The organism is Coprobacter fastidiosus (genome assembly GCF_982245605.1).
This window is the reverse complement of sequence record NZ_CEVCIF010000046.1, coordinates 14,275-31,432: the sequence shown is the minus strand read 5'-3', so window position 1 is coordinate 31,432 and position 17,158 is coordinate 14,275. Positions and strand designations below refer to the sequence as shown.

The window sequence follows — 17,158 nt, the reverse complement described above, 5'->3', positions numbered from 1 at the left end:
TGTTTCTTTCTCTTTTTAGACATAACAAAACCCCGAAAGTTTTTTGTCCAACTTTCGGGGGTCATGTCAAAATCCGGTGAGAGAAGATCTTTTTATTTTTTGAATCACGTGTAACGCTTTATAGTTTAATATCTACCTTCTTTCCTACATATTTAACAACTTTATCAGGTGAGTTTTTTTCTACACCTCTTCCCTTCTCGGAAGAAACTAAAACAATACGAAACTCTCTTTCTTTCGACATGCCTTTATACGCACCCTGCCGTTTCCCAATGGTTAACGTCCTCTTTTTTTCATTCCACATAAAAGGAATCAAACTATATTCTCCTCGCTCACAATCAAATGTTTCCCCGTCATCTTCATACAATTCGAACCGACCGTCCGCACCTTGATATACACGTACTTCAACCGGAGCACTTGAATCAGGATTCATTAATAATGATACGTTCATAGGGATAATCGATCCGGCCGGAACGTATACAGGAATACGCTCTATCGGAGCATCTGCTACGATTATTTGCCCACTTTCGTAGTTCTCTCCCGTCCAAAAATCAATCCAACGCTTCCCTGAAGGAAGATATACCTCACGTTTGCGGTCTCCCGCATTCAAAACCGGACAAATTAAAAGGGAAGGACCATACATAAACTGATCTTTACAATCGAGAATTTTTTTATCTTCCGGAAAATCGAAAGCCAACAACCGCATCGGTGTATAATGATTGCGAGTTACCTGACCAGACAAAGTATAAATATAAGGGAACAAAGCATAGCGTAAATTGATAAATTCCGTACAAATTTTTTGCGCTTCAGCACCATATGCCCACAATTCATTCGGAACTTTCGTATTACCCGGATAACGTCTTCCATGTGCTCGAAATACAGGACAGAAAGTGCCATATTGAAACCAACGAGTGAACACCTCCCGATAGTTTTTATCAGCAGGATCGCCACCTGAATAACCTCCAATATCGGTAGTCCAATAAGGAATCCCGCAGGCTACAAAATTTAACCCGGCCGTTACTTGTTTACGCAACTCATCAAAAGTAGTGGGTATATCTCCCGACCAAACAGCCGTACCTACTTTTTGCTGAGAAGCCCATGCACAACGTGTCAATATATAAGGCCGCTGATTCGGACGAGCTTTCAGTAACCCGTTATAAAACGTCGTAGCGTGTACTAACGGATAAAGATTACGAACTTTCAATGCCGGTCCGTCGTGAGTTACAGTCGGTAAAAAAGAGTTTACCTGATCCGGTTCACAACCATCCAAGAACCAGCCGTCAATTCCCAAATCGACTAACGGCATTACCTGTTTCCAGTAAATCTCGGCAGCTTTAGGACTAAATGCATCATAAATAATGCCATCCAGAGCTTTTGCTCCGTCCAGTAATAAACCGTCTCTATTAAACTCTTCATAATTAGGAATTCCGGGACGGAATGTCGGCCATATCGTAATTACGGCACGTGTATTATAATTTTTATGTAAAGAACTTAACATTCCCGGAACATCAGGGAAAAGATTTTCATCAAATCGATGAGAACCCGTACCATATTTCTGCCAATAAAAATAATCGATAAAAATTGTGCTCATCGGGATATTTTCCTTGTGCATCCGTTCTGCAATATCCATAACTTCTTTTTGCGTTGCATATTTATTTCGACTTTGATGATACCCCAAAGACCAATAAGGAATCATAGGAGCTTTACCGGTAAGCGAACGATAAGAAGCAATCAAATCATCTAATTTATCTCCTACGAAATAATAATAACTGATTATATCTCCTATATCAGACTGAAAACTCATCCCCATTTTGTTATCTTGAAAAATAGTTCGAGACGGATTATTCCATAATATTCCCCAACCTTTTGTCGAATAAATAACAGGAACAGCGGCCTGAGTATTAAATTGCACCAACTCTCTTCTTTTACCTCTCAAATTCAACGAATTATCTCTAAATTGTCCTAACCCGTAAAGAGCATCTTCCGGAGATAAACTAAAGCGACAAGCCACTTTTTCTCCATATCCGGTTTCAGAACGGCCTCCGCCCGGATATTCTTGTATCAACAATTTGCCCAAACGATCATACAAACAGATTTGCCCCGTACGTTTTTCTACGGTAGCAGAAAAACGATCTGTTTTTAATAAAATCCGCTCGGAGTCTTCCTTTACCGAAAATTTTGCTCCAGCAGGTTCTTGAGAAACTGCATAATTTTTCTGCGATTCGATCGCATTCAATGATCCTGAATGAACCGCAAGAGCTCCGAATTCATAAGGTTTCAACCGTAATACTCCAGACTCCGTATTTATCCATAAAGCCCCTTCCGCCTTTTTCCATGAAATAACCGGTTGCTTTCCCATACTTCTTAGATCATCATTCGATTTGCGAGGAAAAACGACATCTGCAAACTGTTCTCCCGCAACAACCCTACTAAATTCTCCGGCATTGCCTTTTTCGCATAAAAAGGTAATCCGGTCAAAAGAAAAATCTCCGGATAAAGCCATAGACGCTCCTTCAACATCAGGAACTGATGCTAAGGGAGGATTTATGAATAAATAAGCCTTATTTTTTTCAACCCTTAAAATAAGTTGTACGGCATTTTCCATTTTTTCACGGCATTTTTTCGAACCGAAACAAATCGTTTTATCCTGACCGACAGCTCCCACAAATAACTTTTCTTGAGAATTTTCTAATAAAGATAATCCGAAACGTCCGTTTCCGGCAATCTTCCGAACTGAAAAACTTATCCATAAAGTTTTAGTATTTCGATATTCATCAGACAATTCACGGGAAAGTTTTATATTATCTTTTTTTGCATCTAAAAACAATCTGTTTTTAAAGACAGCGACACCAGTCACATCTAAACCTGGTTCTAAAATCTTTACTTCTGAACAGTCTCCCTTCCAATCCGACTTCCATCCTCGCTCTCTTTGTCCATATCCTGAGGAAAATGATACAAGACAAAATAACAAACAGAAAAATTTTAAATACTGAGTCTTTAACTTACTATTCTTTCCGCTCTTCATAATATCAAAAAAATACTTATCGTTAATCTATTACTTTTTCCAACGTATTTTAACCGGAGAATCTCCGGGCATAAAATCAATGCAAATTTTATCCGAAGCAATTGTTGCAGGAAGCTTCTTTCCTTTCTGTGTTGCTTTAACAGATGTCACTCCGGTTATTTCTATAACCAACGTAAGAGATTCAGTAAAAAGCTTTTTATCTAAAGTCATCTCCGTTTTACAAATCAAACCGTTCTTTCGGGGAGTCACTGATAAACGAACATTTTCAGATTCCTTCACATAACTGGCAATTTCGAGAAATGTACCGACCCATATTCGGTCTTCTTTAGATTTTACATAAGCCATGTGATTATCCAAAACATCCGCTGATGGAAACGCATCAAAACCATCAATAATAGCATGTATCATCGGTATGCCCCACTCTCCTTTTTTAATTAATCCGTCAGCCCAATTATTCATCCACTGAGTCGTTGTTCTATATCCCCAGCCCGAACAGCGTGTACGAGTATCCACACGATTCTCCATTGCAATAGCAAGAACTTGGTCATTAAATGCATTATAAGGATAACAGAATGTCCGGGGCTTCTTTCCTATTTTCAACAGAATAAGACTATCGGCTTTCTCTATCTCCGCACGAATCTCCTGTTCCGATTTCAGATTTACAAGATTCTTATGAGACCAACCGTGATTCGAGATTTCATGTCCATTATCCGACATCTCTTTTAATCTTTTCCATGTAATTCCACCCCACTTCTTCTTCGAATTTGTAAGAATTTCTTCTTCTGTCTCAGGAACCATCGAAGGTATTGCCCAAAAAGTTCCTCGAAAACCATATTTTTCAAGCATAGGGGCAGCCAATATGCTCTGATCTCTCAACGCATCGTCAAAAGTATAGCTGATAGCGCATGCCTTATCACCTTTAAAAGAAGCAATACGAACTTTCGGCATATCTACACCCTGCTCGTCGACCTTTTTATTAATCCTTTTTGCATCAACCGATTCCGGCAACAATATTATCAAAAAAAATAAAGACAGAAAAAGAGAAAAATTGAAATTCTTCATGGTTGTAAAATAATATATGTGTGTATCGCAAATCAAATATTTTTAACAAAGAAAGCCTTGTTCTATTAAATATTCAACCGTATTTGAATTAATTTCTTATTAAAATTTTTATATACATAATTTAAAAGAGCCTGCATAAATTTCTCAAAAAAATTTAGACAAGCTCTTAAAAAATTTTCACTTATACCAAATGCTCCTCAATAATGGTTCTTACTCATTCTACAGAAATAACTTTGCTTATCTTGCCTTTCCCATTTTCATTGAACGGCTGTATCGTAAAATAATATCGAGAATCCCGATTGAAAAAGCCGTATTCTGCCTCGTCTCCATAAACCATGACGGCATTGTTCTGTACCTTCGGTGAAGTTCCCCAACGGATCACATAACCTGTCGTTTCACCCTGACTATTCCATCTGAAACTGGCTCGACGTCGGTCGTTTGCATTACGGACAACCTTAAATCCGGTAACTGCAGACGGAGCTTTTCCCTTTCCCGTCCCGAAAACTCGCAGTCCGGACAGAGAAAAAACTCCCCCATTGAGATCTTCCATGTTCTTTATCCGAATATAACGGGCTGATACCGAACGATCCAAAACAAGCAATTCATGTACGGCGTCCCGATCATTCTTTCTCCGGTCGCCTATCATCTGCCAATTCTTTCCGTCACAAGACGATTCCAAAACATAACGGTATACGGGTGCTGCATCTCTCCGCAATGTTTCGAAATCCTGGTCGCTGATATTTACCTGAACGGCTTCGACCTGCATCGTCCGTCCTAAATCGATCTGAAGCCATTCGCCTGACCTGCCGCTCTGAGACGCCCACCATGTCTTGATATTTTCATCCACGGCATTTACTGCTTCATATCCCGGTTGGAACGATGATGCCGAAACTTCCTTTTTATAAGACAACAAATTCCACCCCACGGATAAATCATCTTTCTTGAAATTGACCTTTCTATCGGGTATCTGCATCGGATAATCGGTGAATACCGTGTGGCAATACATGTGCCCCTCATCTCCGAAATAGACCGGAAATAATCCTAAACGACGTTCGAACCAATTTTTTACCGCTATCACCATTGTAGAAACATGCCAATAATTACCGTATTTATCCTGAAATGTATGTCCATGACCTGCTCCGGAAATAAACCCTCCGGGTTTGATCGAATAAGGATTATCCTCCATGTAAGTAAAAGGACCTAACGGATTTTCCGATACATATACCGCATCAGCATACGTTATAAATTGTGTTCCCGGAGTAGAATACTGCAAATAATACAACCCTTTATATTTCGTCATGGTAGCACCTTCATTATAGCCGTCCTTATTCATTTCATTCCTGTCTCCGTTCGATTCAATTCCATATTTTACTGAATTATGCAAAATCAAGTCTTTTACCTCACCGATCTCTTTGAAACCGTTTTCTGGATCTACCTGTACTCCCTGTATCGGTTTTTTATCATGACATCCCCAATAAAAGTAAACTTTGCCGTCATCATCCTGAAAAATAGTAATATCGTCATGCCGATTTTTATTGTTGACTTTTATCTCTTTCCAATCGTCTTTTTCCGGATCGGATGTTTTAAAGAAACGGGTACATCCGGCCGTATAATATAACTCACCGCCCAATTCTATAACCATAGGAGCATAATCTTCTATAATCGGAATAGATTTACAAGGGATATAATTCCACTTCACCAGATCGGCCGAACTCCAATATCCTTCTGACTTGGATGCAAACATATAATACTTGTCTTTATATAAGACAACAACCGGATCGGCAGCTTCTCTTCGACTCGGTTTCTCCGGACGAAACCGATAATTCAGATCTATAGGATTCGCAACAATACGATCTCGATCAAGGTGTTTCGCCATTAAATCAAAAGGTAACAAAAAGAGTGTCGAACAAATACATGACAACAATCGACTTTTTATGTTTTTCATCTTTCTTAAGTTTTAAATTATGCCGCAAAAGAAAAGTCTCTTAATTAATTTAAAAGACTTTTCTCGCTTAATTTCTCAACAAAAAATATCTTTTTCACCAAAGTTATAAGCTACTTAAAATAGGTCTCATTCATCGGTGTATCTGTAGCCCATTTCAAATAATTACATAAAATCTTTTTCGGGACATTCGCCGGTTTACTATCTAAACTCAAATTCGGCAACAGATCTAACGAAGAGAATACAATTTTCCCCTTTCCATAAGGCAATACCCCGACAGATGTCGTTATCTGGTGAAAAGGAGATCCGACCAAAGATACCACAGGTTCTTCCCCTTGCATTTCATATAACCCGAAATGCTTAGGTCCATCATAAACTACCAGTCGTTGGTACTCCCAATTCATGCCTTTATTTACGGGCAACTCATTAAAAAAAGGATGTTCCCTTACCATAAAACTACTTCCCACCCAAGCTTTTGAAGGATGAAATACTTTATAACCGGGAACTGCGCCGACAGCCCTTAATTTACTCATCCACGATTCTGCATTATCAATCAACATCAATTTAGTTCCATCATCCCGCACTCTTTTCAATAATGCCGACATATCAGGTTCTTGAATCTTTACCGGTAATTTCCATTTCAAAGCAAACTCCCAAGTTCCTCCGTCTTGATAAGCCTCGATCTTTAAAGGATATGATTTTCCGGCTACCAAATTACGTTTAAACGTCACAACTCTTTTAGGCCCGTTCCTAAAATTGTCGACAACCTGTTCTCCGTCGAACCAAAGATTCGCTCCATCATCATACGAAAGTTCAAATTCCGTTTCTCCGCTATATGGTGCTACAATATAACCTTCCCAGCGGAGTGAGAATTTTGTATCACCCAATATATCATATCCGGGAATGAGTTTACTGCCAACATTAAAATCTATCGGTGCGGCAGAAATACGACGGTCAACTTGCATGTCAAAATTTTTACCCCGAAAATAATCCAGATTCAACCCCATTGTTTTTCCGTCTTTTGCCTTGAAACAAAACGATGATATGGTATTAAATGCCGTACCTTGATCGATAGAACCCACCAAAATATAATCTAATTTTCCGAGAGACTCGTCATAAGCAACAATATTCGCTTTCTTCTGATCTTTCAAAAAATTAGTAAGTTCCATTCCCCCGCCTATTACAGCACCATAACCGTTTATCTTATCAGATTTCCAGTCTACTGCAAAAATATCGTCATAACCGGTTGCAACTTTTTTGCCCGACATATCTGATAATTCTGCATTTATTTTATAATAGCCTATACCTTTATTTAATTTCACAGGAATTTTCGCTGCAGCCAAGTCGCTGAACGTATCACCGCCAGAGACTTTCACAATTCCGTCATACAATACGTCTGAGCCCCCTTTCGGATTGACAACCCAAGCTTTTATATTATAATCTCCCCCTGGTACAGCATGTTCATTGACAACAAACATGTCGAACAGATTCGTATCTCCTACATGACCGATTTTTTCCCGGACTTTCACAGCAACAAACGCAGGCTGAGCATAATGATTAATCAATTCAGGAGTACCCTTTATATTACGAAAAACATCGACAGCACCCGAAAAATTATCGTTTTTCATATCTTCATACCCATTGAAAACATAGATATCCGCACCGTCGGCGATCCGCACATTTTCAAGAAAACGTCCGTGTTCATAGTACATTATATCGCCCAGTGAAGTAATGAGTTTTGTTATCGAGGGATAATATTTCTCAAGTCCTTTATTTTTAATATAACTTCTATAAGAATTCAACCAATCTTTATAATCAGCACCATCCCATCCGTTGCGATTACCGTTTTCCTCTATTGCTGCAACAACTTTTTCTAACTGCGGAGGAGATGCCAAAGCAGCTTCTTCTCCCCAAACAAAAATTTCAGACTCAGCCCGTTCATTTCGCAAAAAACTCTCAGGAGAATTATAGATAGCATCAACATAAACTCCGGCCGAATTTCCGGCATTATGGACATCGCAATATCCGGTAGTGCGTTGAGTCTGGTCATACGGAATCATATGCAGTTTCCGAGGCTCATCATTCCCTACATTCATAAATCCCGAACCATACGTGACCAGACGGGTCGGATCAAGCAGATGGGCTTCCGCCATGTCTTTCTTCGCCCTTTCATCAGGTATCCATCCCGGCTCGTTAATCATATTATACATGACTAAAGACGGATGATTACGGTCTCGTTTCACCATTCTCAAAAAACGCTGAGAATTCAATTGATTAGCAAGCAATCGATTTTTCATTTTACTCTGCTCGCTTCCTTCTTTTACTCTCGAACTACTATATCCTCCGGGTTCCTCATAATACAACATCCCCATTTCATCGGCCAAGTCAAGTACCTGCGTATTTCCCTGACAACGATGAAAATTCAACATATTCTGTCCCAATATAAATGCCGATTCTATATGTTTACGAGCCAGTTCCCGAGTCGGATACATCCCGTTCGTAGGCCAATACCCCCAACTAATAGACGAAATAAGCAATGTTCGTTTACCGTTAAAATTAAGCGTAGCATTCTTACCATATCCCTCTACACTTAAAAAACGAAATCCGAAACGCTGTTTATGCTGATCTACAACCTTACCTTTACTATCCTTAATCGTTGTTACGACATTATACAAATTCGAATTTTTCAACTCCCACAAACGAGCTTCGGGTACTGAGGCCGAAAAAGTCAACTTTATTGTTTCTCCGGTCTTTACATTCACTTTGCCCAAATTCTTCGTAAACAAAGTCTTCGGATCAGTTACCGGAGCATTACTTTTCCAAGCCTCTACAATAGCCACATCGACACTTCCTTTTAAAACTTTAGACGCCTCATTAATAATTTCAATATCGACATCTATGTCCTTTAAAGATGGCTTATTTTTAACAAATACATCCGATACATATAGAGGTGATACGGAGCGAAGCTCGACAGCCCCCAAAATTCCACCAAAACCGTGGGACTGGGGAAACAAGTAATCTCCCCATTTATCTCCGGTATAATCTCCCCAACTGAAATTCCCGGAAGGATCGGTTATTCGAACTGCCAATTCATTACGGCCTCCGTAATTTACAACATCGGTCACATCAATCTCAAAAGGTGTCTGATGCACCAATTCATAACCTACCAGCTTACGGTTCACAAATACCTCTGCTCTTTGACGAATACCTTCTGAGAAAAATATCTTTATACGTTTTCCTTTCATCTCCCGAGAAACTGTAAAATCAGTTCCCCACCAACTGACTCCTTTATAATCTCCAGTATTTCCTAAACCTCTATTATTCGAAAGAGCATCCCAATAGTATTCTTCTACTGTTCCGGGAACTCTGACTTTCAAAGATAAAGTCTTATTTTTAACAACTTCCCTTGCTTCCGATTCAGGGCGAAGCGACGAAAAAAGATTATCCCATCCGCAAGTCGGTTCTGCAACAGTTATTTTTGAAATATCTGCCGGAGGCAAATACAACGAATCATTTTTCCACGAAGCATCTCGGTCTAGCCAAAGCGCCCAACCATCATCTCCAATCTGAAACGAAGTGCGTTGTTGTGCCGTTATCTCCGATGTTATTAACAGACACATCCCTAAAAAAAGAGTTTTTGTTTTCATGTGTATTACAAAATAAAAGTTTTCTAATTTCAAAAATAGTTCGAGCAAATTAACCAAAGACTTACTTTACGGTTAAATGACAACTAAAAATGGATATTAATTAAAGAGAGAAAAGGCAGATGCCCAAAAACATTTGCCTTTTCTCTCTTTTTTACCAAACTAAATCAACCTAAAACAATCTTTTATTTTACCAGCTTTATTATTGCTTTACTGTGTTCTGAAATCACTTTCAGAATATAGACACCATTATTCAGACTCGAAGTATTCAATGTAATACGATTTTGTCCCTCCTGCAACTGTTCCATTCTGGACATAACCAAATTACCTTTCATATCATATAATGCAACCTGTGCAGGCTCTGCTACAAATGCAGAAACATCTACCCGAACAAAATCTGTAAACGGATTCGGGAAAGCAGATACTTTAGTTTCTGCATTTGTAATATCCACACCCGTTCCCGTAGAACTGCCCGCCAAAGCATAAATACTTTTACCTTGGAATCCATCCAAAATCGCCCGATAATATGTAGAAGATTTCGATCGTCCGGTAGTAACAGGAATCCCTTGTATCCAAACATATTCATATCCGACACTGACATTTTCTGCCTTATCGTCAGGAATAATACCATTTGTCAAAATACGTTCCCATTCTCCTGCTCCGGATGAATTAATCCGATAAATTTCTTTATCTTCATTAACACCCCATACTTCACCACCACCGGCATCAATTTTAGTCAGATTATACGGATTTCCGACTTCTAGAAAACCTTTCTTACTTTCAGAAGACATCCGAACTAATTTCCCGTCAGTAGTAAATCCCCATACGAATTTATCATCGGCCGTAATCGACTTTAACCGAATATTATCATCTCCCACTTTGGTCCAATTTGTTTGTTGCTTCGTACCTCCGTCAAGACGAACTTCCCCGTGCAAATTGCGATAATATACAGCACCTTCGGCATCGATACCCCAAACCTCTCGCATATTCAGATCAAGATCCGCCATCGGCTGACCATTCGTCACATCTACCCAACCATAAGCCTGATTGCAAGCTGCCCCCGGCTGTAATTCCGTACGATAGACTTTATTATTTCCGCTTACATCCGTTATAGCCCAAGCATAATATTTTCCCAATGCTAATTTTTTCAAAGATCCACTCGGCTTTTTATCAATAGGAAGAAAAGATGAAGACGGATCTTCCCCATGAATCGGTTTACAAACAATATTTCCTACCGATGTACTCTGCCATACATCATTAAATCCTGCCGTAAAATTCGTTACGTGTGCAGTTGACGGCCAAGAAGCAGTTCCTTGTTTGCACAAATCTAAAATATTATGCAGAGGACGATAGATATCCAAATCGGATTCTTTACCGTGATGCCATTCATACCGATAAGCACCGCCCGAATTTCCCGGAGTTTTATCATAATAATCGTCACAGCCTTCCGCCTCAAGAAGAATACATTGAGATTCTTCATCGGCAAATTCCCGAACCAATGATATATATTGATTAGGATACAAATATTCCGGATGATCACTCCGATACCACGTTGACCCCTCAGCCCAGTCTACCCAAGATTCCAACACGATCCACTCTGATTTGACTTTTTTGCCATTTTCGAAAATTTCACGAATAACCGGCGTTTTTCCATCTTTTGCCAATGAAGAAAAATGAGCATCATCCTTGGGCTTTCCACTGTTATCCAAAACAGGAGTTCCGGTCTCAAGTATCGGGTCTTTATCATATACCCAATCGTTATACCATACATTATTCAGGGGCAAACGTCCTCCATTAAAAGCAAAACTATAATACTTACCCTTAAACTCCCATGGTGTCGGTGTTATATTAGCTCCCCAAGTAAACCATCCCTGAATACCTGCAGCTTTCTCTTCAGTACGCGGATCTCTTTTCCAGAAATTATCCGGTAAAATCCAATCGACCTTCAATCCGAAAGTTTCATCCATTTTACCTTCGATATATTCTAAAAACTCTAATATTTTATTATCCTTTTTATTGTAGTCGTATTCCGAAAAATTAGCCGTCCACAACTGAATAGGAACAGCTCCGGAAGAAGGACGTATATATAACATATCTTTCGGAACGACCTCATACCAAGGTTTAAACATATAGTTCCAAATATATTTCTGAAAATCAGGATCACCCCATTCCATTGTCTTCCCGGTCGTATTGCCATACTTCGGATCATCATAAGCACGTGGAAATACAGCATTATCTACAAAATAGGCCATTTTTAAATGGTCCTTAGCATAAGGTGAACGTTTTACCGCGTCTACAAATCGTTTGATCAGACGCGGACCGAAAGCTCCAGGACCTCCTGTATAAAGACGGTCATCGACATTATGCACCTTATCATGATCTCCTCGTCCATGCATATAAGCTACTTCCACTTTAGCTTCGACCAGCTCCGAAACCAATTGGTCCATTGCTTCCTCAGTATTTTCTGGCGTATAAGCATATAATTGCTGCTTATACCATCTCCGCATTTGCTCGGCAGTAAAATAGTTATTATTTTTATCCGTCCAGCTCCCATTATCGCCTTTATCTCCACACTTTGCCAAAGCCGCACTGGTAAAATTCGTAGCGGTAATCGCAAAAATAGGCATCGGATCATCCCAATTCAAGCTGTATTGAATATCATCATCTAATACATTATTTGATGTTGCAGAGCTCTTACGAATAAAAATCATGTCACAGTTGATATCATCCGTATCAAAAACAAGTTTTATGTCATAATAGCCTTTTTTTAAATGCTTATGGCCTAAATGCACCAAAGTAAATTCTCCGTTTTGAGTAGCAGGCACTTTAACACCGCTTACCAAAGTTTCGTTATTCAACTCAAGGTGTAACTTACAGTTATCCCTACGAGCAGCGACTCTGGTAGTGAAACGGTAGTCACCTTCAGCCAAATAAACTTGTTTGTAACGTATCCATTCACCGGCTTCGGTATTTCCGACATACCAGTTATTGGAAAATACTTCCTGAGCCTCTGCCTTATTCCCCGAAAAGCCTACCAAACAGGCCATCAACCCGGCAGCAAAATAAGAAGATAATCGTTTGTTCATAATGTTTCTCTCTTTTATATGTTATTCCATGTTCCATTTCTATCCTCTCTTTTTCTCCTATTGTAAAATCTCCTGCGCTTTTTTCAGCACATGAATCATCATGTCTTCATAAATATCAGACCCTCCTATAAACCCTGCATGTGAATAATAATTTTTATAATGAGTTTCTACTCGAGCATTACGCACTTTTAGCGCTTTTTCAAAACGAAGCATCTGGTCCTGATCTACCAAATAATCGCCCCCGCTATATGTAAGTATCACATACGGAGGATTTTTCGGCACTTTATTAACCGGAGATGCATCCGCACGTTGGGAATCCGTTGTTCCGAAATAGGTAAAATCTTTTCCAGGTACAAATCCTGGTTTGACATGTTCTATATCGTATATTCCATTAAATGCAACCAGAAATTTCGTTCCTTTAGTCGTCATTGCCATATAAGAAGAAAGATGCCCGCCTGCGGAATGCCCTCCGAAACCGAAATTCTTCTCATCGAGATTCCATTCCTTAGCATGTTTATGGATAAACTTCAATGCATCCTTTAAATCCTGATAAGAGTCTTTAAAATTAGAACCGTCAGACGGAAAAGAATACGAAACCCTTATACCTGCAATACCATGAGACGCCAAATAAGTAGAAATTCCCTTATGTCCCATACAATCTCCACCATGCCATCCTCCACCATGAATCCATACCATATACGGTATTTTTTTATCCTTATTATTCTTTGGCAAATCGACTTCTATTACTAATTTGTGATTAGGATATTCTTTAAATACATAATGGAGAGTCGTACACTGATTAAAATCTTCGGATTTAAGTTTTCGCATTTTATGCTTATAAGGTACAAACATATCAGCCAGAGCTTTTTCAATATCGAATACTTCTAAACGTTCAATTGTTTTAGCATCTTTCAAAACATAACCGTTTTCTTTCTTTTCTAATGTCAATCCATAACGGTTATTTTCATATTTTTGCGCGAAAACTCTATTTACCCCGATAACAGATAAGAGTAATACAGATGTTATCAATACTCTGTTTTTCATGTTGTGTTATAGTTGAATTATGGTACAAAAATAAACGGGATACCTTAAAAAACTTCTTAATTCAGAATTAACCCAAGACATTAATTTCAATTAAATAGGAAGTATTCTCTTTTATATATCTTCTCTACAGACGTCCTCTCAGAAAATGTTAACAGATCAGGAATCATAAAAATGATTCCAAGACTTCTGTTTGTTACTTAACAAACACTATATCTAAATATTCTTTCTTGTACTTACAGTTTTTTCTACCATGCTTAAATTCTATTAAATAATAAATACACAACACCCATGACTCATATCAATATAAAGGATAAAACCACAAAAAGCCCCGAGGAAAATTTTCCTCGGGGCTTTCTTAATTATGTGTGTATTTCGAATCAACTATAATATTACAGTGATTTAGCTGATGGAGGGACATTCTTCAAATCACTGCCCCATGCTTTATTCGCCTTATCACCCATTTTTAACACAAGTTTTCCTCCATTGGCAATATCACTATGATTAAACCACGGTTGGTTCAACTCTTTTCCATTTAAGGTTGCACTCTGAATATATTTATTTTCATCGCTACAATTCTCGGCAATAATTTCAAATATTTTCCCATTGCTTAAAGTCATTTTTACATACGGAAACATCGGACTACCGATATTATAGGTAGGACTACCCGGAGTCACTGGATAAAAGCCCATCGAGCTGAATGCAACAAAAGCAGACATACCGCCTCCGTCTTCATCTCCCGGAACTCCCATAAGATCATTGCGAAACCATTCTTTCAATAACGTGCGAATACGTTTCTGTGTCATCCAAGGTTGACCGGCATAATTATAAAGATACGGAATATGAAGACTGGGTTCATTCGCCATAGAAAATTGTCCTACATTACCCGTATGATCCGGTAACTGTGCATAGAAAGAATATTTTCCCCGTCCCAACGGTTCACGGAAAGTTTGGTTCAAATTTTCTATAAAACGATCAGTTCCTCCCATTATAGCGATCAGATCTCCGACATTATGAGGTACATCCCAACGATATACCCAAGCATTATTTTCACCATAATATTCGCGAGCACCTTGTCCTCCTGAAAAACGATAATCAAATGGTTCTATAAATTTACCATTCTTATCTTTCGGATGAAAGAATTGAGTCTCAGGGTTATACACATTTCGATAATTGTACGAGCACTTTAAATAATGTTCCGCATCATCTTTCTTCCCTAAATCTTCAGCAATCTGGGAAAGACACCATTGATCATAACTTGTACCTAAAGTAACCGCTATAGGTTGCCGCTTCTCAAAATGATGAACTTCAGGAACTGTTTCCTTTTCTCCCGGTGCTAAAGCCGGAATGTAACCGTTCTTTTTATAAAAATCATCTAACCAACCTGCAGGTTTTCCGCTCCACGGAGCTAAAGTTTTTTCTTCTATTCCTTTTTTACATACCAAATAAGCTTTTTCCAAATCAAAACCTCTCAATCCTTTAGCGTATGCATCCGCAACTGTCGCAACGGCATGATTCGAATTCATCCGACGAGAATCGCCAGTGATTTCAGGGAAGGTTGGCATCCACATATCACCCATCTGTTCTGCCATCAATATATAAGACCGAATTACATTCGTTTCGGTCAACGTGTCTATCAATACGCGCAAAGGATGTGTCGCCCGATATGTATCCCAAATCCAATCGTCCGTATAAAATGCATTTCCACCATCTTCATGTACTTTCCCGTCAAATGCACTAAAATATCTTCCATCTTCACTGATATTGACGGGACGCTCATAACACCGATATAAAGAAGTATAGAATATGGTCTTTTCATTTTCATCAGGACTCTGAACCTCTATTTTACCTAAAGCATCATTCCAAACTTTTTTCCCGGCTTCCGCCAAAGCATTCACATCATAGAATTTTTGTTCACGTTCCATATTGCTCTTAGCTTGTTCTTCGCTAATAAAAGAAATACCGTAACGAATTTTCTGCACTTGAGCTTTATCTCCGAAATATAATGCAACACATGCGTTATTTCCGCGAATAGTGTCCAATTCGGTATTTAACTTATTATCTTGCAATACACCGGTCTTTTCGGGTTTATTTTCCGTTTCGAGATAAAGATATACCCGAGTGTTATTCTCAAGCTGCTGATATCCGCTTACCGTATTATCATTTACTCGCATCGCTCCGTTTTTACTATTCAAAATCAAATAAACCGGAGCATCTTTTTCATACGAAATTTCATATTGAGCCGATTGATGACTCGGAGCATACTTTATATCTGTATTTTGTTCATCAAGATATACCCTATAATAATAAGGTTTTATAACCTCATTATCATAAGTATAATCCACGACAGGACGTAGAGTTTCTTCACGACCTTGATAAGGACTCAGATTAAATGCACTACTTCCACGATGGCTGGTTACAATTAAGGGTAATCCTTTAATTTGGTCGGACGTGTAATCAGGACGTTCAGGATAAACTCTTAACATAGAGTTCGGAAGATGAATAGTAGGAAATGTCGGAACCAGCAAATGGCTGATATTTCCCATGTAAGGATTTACATAATCTACCGGAGTTTTTTCTGTGACATTCGGCGTGTTACAGGAAACCAACAAGGCTAACGCACCAAGCAAAAAATTCTGGATGTTTCTCATAAATTATTTTTTTGTGTTTGTATATATTTAAAGTATTTCTTTAAAAACTATCTTAAAAGCTTATTTAGATTCAACTGACTTTTTCGAATCACAATAAAAACGATTTCAAGAATCTATCTAAATTTTCCGATAATAAAATGATAATAAAATTATATATTCAAATTTTTCGAACCTCTTTCGGGGATGTTTTCCTCAACCCTACTTCGTCTTTCAGCCTATTATCTCATAAAATCAGAAAAATATTTTCAGAATAATTCTGAACAAAGATTTAAACAATTCTAAATTCAAGACAAAAATAAAATATCTGTCTTAAAATTTGAGTAATAACAGATTAATTTGAACCTAAAATTCAAATTAAACGAAAGAATTTTTTTGTTTTTTCATTTTTTTATGATTGTCTAAAAACATACAAAAAGACAATACGTTCATTTTTATTTTCGATCATCCAAATAAAATATTAATTGTTCATTAATATACACTTTCTCGACAAAATGTGCCCTTCTCATACAAATTACAAAAACCTTAAAGCGTAATTAAATATTTTCAATATTCTTGAATAAAAGATTTTATAATCTACTTAAAGCCTGTCCGAGTTTTCACTATAATTTGCTCACCTTAAAATCAATGCTAAACTATCTTTTAATAGGCTGCCATCAATTATATATTATATATACCTGATTTTAAAACAGAAAGCAAGTGGAAATACAAAA

General features: G+C 38.2%; 7 protein-coding genes. All 7 read right to left on the bottom strand.

The window, feature by feature from the left end:
- Positions 1 to 118: 118 nt before the first annotated feature.
- The gene (locus AC0UMU_RS11235; RefSeq protein WP_288641908.1) at positions 119 to 2,968 is read right to left on the bottom strand and encodes a glycoside hydrolase family 31 protein; all 2,850 of its coding nucleotides are present in this window, start codon (positions 2,966 to 2,968) and stop codon (positions 119 to 121) included.
- 84 nt (positions 2,969 to 3,052) lie between these two features.
- Positions 3,053 to 4,084 carry a polysaccharide deacetylase family protein gene (locus AC0UMU_RS11230; protein ID WP_122304579.1) on the bottom strand — a complete coding sequence of 344 codons (1,032 nt, stop codon included), beginning with the start codon at positions 4,082 to 4,084 and terminating at the stop codon, positions 3,053 to 3,055.
- Between the two features lie 214 nt (positions 4,085 to 4,298).
- Positions 4,299 to 6,029: a family 43 glycosylhydrolase gene (locus AC0UMU_RS11225; RefSeq protein ID WP_122304580.1), complete on the bottom strand. Its 1,731-nt coding sequence runs from the start codon at positions 6,027 to 6,029 to the stop codon at positions 4,299 to 4,301.
- A gap of 110 nt (positions 6,030 to 6,139) precedes the next feature.
- The gene (locus AC0UMU_RS11220) at positions 6,140 to 9,673 is read right to left on the bottom strand and encodes a PA14 domain-containing protein (RefSeq protein WP_288641905.1); all 3,534 of its coding nucleotides are present in this window, start codon (positions 9,671 to 9,673) and stop codon (positions 6,140 to 6,142) included.
- A 182-nt stretch (positions 9,674 to 9,855) separates the two neighbouring features.
- Positions 9,856 to 12,756: a DUF5010 domain-containing protein gene (locus AC0UMU_RS11215; RefSeq protein ID WP_278716349.1), complete on the bottom strand. Its 2,901-nt coding sequence runs from the start codon at positions 12,754 to 12,756 to the stop codon at positions 9,856 to 9,858.
- A gap of 57 nt (positions 12,757 to 12,813) precedes the next feature.
- Positions 12,814 to 13,800, bottom strand: coding sequence for an alpha/beta hydrolase (locus AC0UMU_RS11210; RefSeq protein ID WP_288641903.1), 987 nt, complete (start codon positions 13,798 to 13,800; stop codon positions 12,814 to 12,816).
- A 389-nt stretch (positions 13,801 to 14,189) separates the two neighbouring features.
- Positions 14,190 to 16,448: a GH92 family glycosyl hydrolase gene (locus AC0UMU_RS11205; protein WP_009318889.1), complete on the bottom strand. Its 2,259-nt coding sequence runs from the start codon at positions 16,446 to 16,448 to the stop codon at positions 14,190 to 14,192.
- Between the last annotated feature and the right edge of the window lie 710 nt (positions 16,449 to 17,158).

Coding starts and splice junctions, on each gene's coding strand:
- AC0UMU_RS11230 (WP_122304579.1), bottom strand. CDS start 4,084: ATGAAGAATTTCAATTTTTCTCTTTTTCTGTCTTTATTTTTTTTGATA.
- AC0UMU_RS11225 (WP_122304580.1), bottom strand. CDS start 6,029: ATGAAAAACATAAAAAGTCGATTGTTGTCATGTATTTGTTCGACACTC.
- AC0UMU_RS11220 (WP_288641905.1), bottom strand. CDS start 9,673: ATGAAAACAAAAACTCTTTTTTTAGGGATGTGTCTGTTAATAACATCG.
- AC0UMU_RS11215 (WP_278716349.1), bottom strand. CDS start 12,756: ATGAACAAACGATTATCTTCTTATTTTGCTGCCGGGTTGATGGCCTGT.
- AC0UMU_RS11210 (WP_288641903.1), bottom strand. CDS start 13,800: ATGAAAAACAGAGTATTGATAACATCTGTATTACTCTTATCTGTTATC.
- AC0UMU_RS11205 (WP_009318889.1), bottom strand. CDS start 16,448: ATGAGAAACATCCAGAATTTTTTGCTTGGTGCGTTAGCCTTGTTGGTT.